Origin of the sequence: Bradyrhizobium uaiense (assembly GCF_010811875.1) — a bacterium.
Lineage (GTDB): Bacteria > Pseudomonadota > Alphaproteobacteria > Rhizobiales > Xanthobacteraceae > Bradyrhizobium > Bradyrhizobium uaiense.
On the sequence record NZ_VKHP01000466.1, the window covers coordinates 1 to 2080 of the forward strand.

Consider the following 2080-nt stretch of genomic DNA (forward strand, 5'->3'; position numbering starts at 1 on the left):
CCCGCCCCGCCGACCGCCTTGCCGGCCCGGCCCGGCGCATGCCCGCTGGCGGGCGGCTCGTTGCGGTCGGCCTCGCCGTGCAACTCGATCATCGGCGGCAGATGCTTGACCTGCGGCGCGATCCTTTCGGGCATGCCGCCATACAGCACGGCCAACGCCGCCACGCGCTCGTCGCGCGCGGCCGCTGCCGCAGCAACATAGCCGCCGAGCGAAAACCCCAGCAGCCCGATCCGGCCGGAACTGTCCGCACCTGCCAGCACCGACGTCAGCACGGACGAAACCCGCGCCGCCCAGGCATCGAAACGCCCGCTCTCGTAGGCCTCGCGGCGCTCGCGCGTGTGCAGCGTCTCGAATGCCTGCTCGTCGGCCGGCGTGTAGTAACGAACGAAATAGGCATCAATGCCGTCCGCCGTCAGCGCATCGGCATAACGCGCATAGGCCTGCGGCCTGAGATCGAAGCCGCGCGAGCCGTGGAGAACCAGCACCGCCGGGCGCTTGCCGCTGCGCCCGGAGGCAAAGTGGTTGAGCGTCACGCGACCGTCGTCGGCCTCGACACTCAGCGTCTCAGCGGTCGCCGCCGCAACCGAGCGCGACGCCGCGAGCACGGCAAGGCCGCCAAGCAGGCTCCGTCGGCTGATTGCTGGCATCGGGACCTCGATGGGACGGCGCGGCCGTTGGCCGGGCGCCGCTATATCATGCCGAACCCTACGCCCGATACAGCGCACCATCATCGGCCGGGCCACTCCCCGCCGGCCAGGCGGATAAGCCGGCATGGCCGCCTCAGACCGCCGGCGGCACCCTCGGGGCGTCGCCAACGATCGCATGTTCAAACCGCGCCGGTTGCGCTAGTGATAGCTCCCCTTCCTGCGCCATCCGGCGCATGTCCAGTCCAATGAGTGCATCTGAATGGCCGAAGCCGACCTCGACGCCGTGATCCGGCAAACCGCAAGAGCGCAGACCAAGGCCGTCATGGCGGCTGCCAAGAAGCGCCAGGCCGTCTGGGTCGCGCGCTCGGCCAAAGCCAAGGACAAGGACACCAAGGCGCGCTTCCGCCACCTCGCCAAGAGCACGATCCTGAACGCGACCGCGACCGCCAAACGGTTGCAGAATTCGGCGGAGAATGCCGCCGACGCCTATGCGCGCGCCATGAAGAAGGCGATGGAAGAGCCGCCGCCGGCCAAGGAATCTCGGAAGAAATCTGAGAAGAAACCCGACACGCAAGCCGAGAAGAAGCGGGCGAAGAAGAAAAAGAACGCCTGAGAGGCAGCCCCGCATGCTCACCGTTCACCATCTCGGCAAGTCGCAATCGGAGCGGATCGTCTGGCTGTGCGAGGAGCTTGCGATCCCCTACGAGCTGAAGTGCACCGCGCGAGATCCCGTCACGATCCTGGCGCCGGCCGACTACAAGGCGCTGCACCCGATCGGCGCCGCGCCCGTCATCACCGACGGCGAGCTGGTGCTGGCCGAATCCGGCGCTGTCGTCGAGTACATCGTCGCCAGATACGGCAACGGACGGCTGGCGCTGAAGCCCGACCATCCCGACTTCGCCAAGTTCCTGTACTGGTTTCACTTCGCCAACGGCACCCTGCAGGCGCAGATGGGCCGCAGCATGATCCTGCACCGGCTCAACCTCGCTCCCGACAATCCGATACTGGTCGCGACCAAGACACGAGTCGATCGTTCGTTCGACCTGATCGACGCACGCGTGCGCGATGCCGAATATCTGGCGGGTGACGCGTTCACGACGGCCGATATCATGATCGGCTTCTCGCTGACGACCATGCGCTATTTCCTGCCCTACGACCTCGGCCGCTGCCTCAATATCAGGAACTATCTCGGCCGCATCGCCGCGCGCCCGGCCTATCAGCGCGCGATGCAGAAGGGCGATCCGGGCATGGCGCTGCTGCTGACGTGAGATCGTGATGCGTTACGTCGCCCTGCTGCGCGCGGTCAATGTCGGCGGCACCGGCAAGCTGCCGATGACTGAGCTGAAGGCGATGTGCGTCGACGAGGGATTTGCCGACGTGCAGACCTATATCGCGAGCGGCAATGTCGTGTTCTCCTCGAAGCTCGGCGCGGC

4 protein-coding genes are annotated in these 2080 nt (G+C 66.8%); 3 read left to right on the forward strand and 1 reads right to left on the reverse strand.

Annotation, left to right across the window (positions count from 1 at the left end; translation table 11 throughout):
* On the reverse strand, nucleotides 1-647 hold a 647-nt coding region (locus FNJ47_RS45750; RefSeq protein ID WP_163163323.1), incomplete at its 3' end, for a dienelactone hydrolase family protein.
* A gap of 259 nt (nucleotides 648-906) precedes the next feature.
* Here FNJ47_RS45750 and FNJ47_RS45755 point away from each other — a divergent pair.
* The 3 genes from FNJ47_RS45755 to FNJ47_RS45765 form a co-directional block, all read left to right on the forward strand.
* A complete protein-coding gene (locus tag FNJ47_RS45755) occupies nucleotides 907-1260 on the forward strand; it encodes a hypothetical protein (protein WP_163163325.1) in 354 nt (117 codons plus the stop codon).
* Between the two features lie 13 nt (nucleotides 1261-1273).
* Nucleotides 1274-1915: a glutathione S-transferase family protein gene (locus tag FNJ47_RS45760; RefSeq protein WP_163163327.1), complete on the forward strand. Its 642-nt coding sequence runs from the start codon at nucleotides 1274-1276 to the stop codon at nucleotides 1913-1915.
* A gap of 4 nt (nucleotides 1916-1919) precedes the next feature.
* Nucleotides 1920-2080, forward strand: a 161-nt coding sequence (locus FNJ47_RS45765) for a DUF1697 domain-containing protein (RefSeq protein ID WP_163163329.1), incomplete at its 3' end; no start/stop codon positions are given.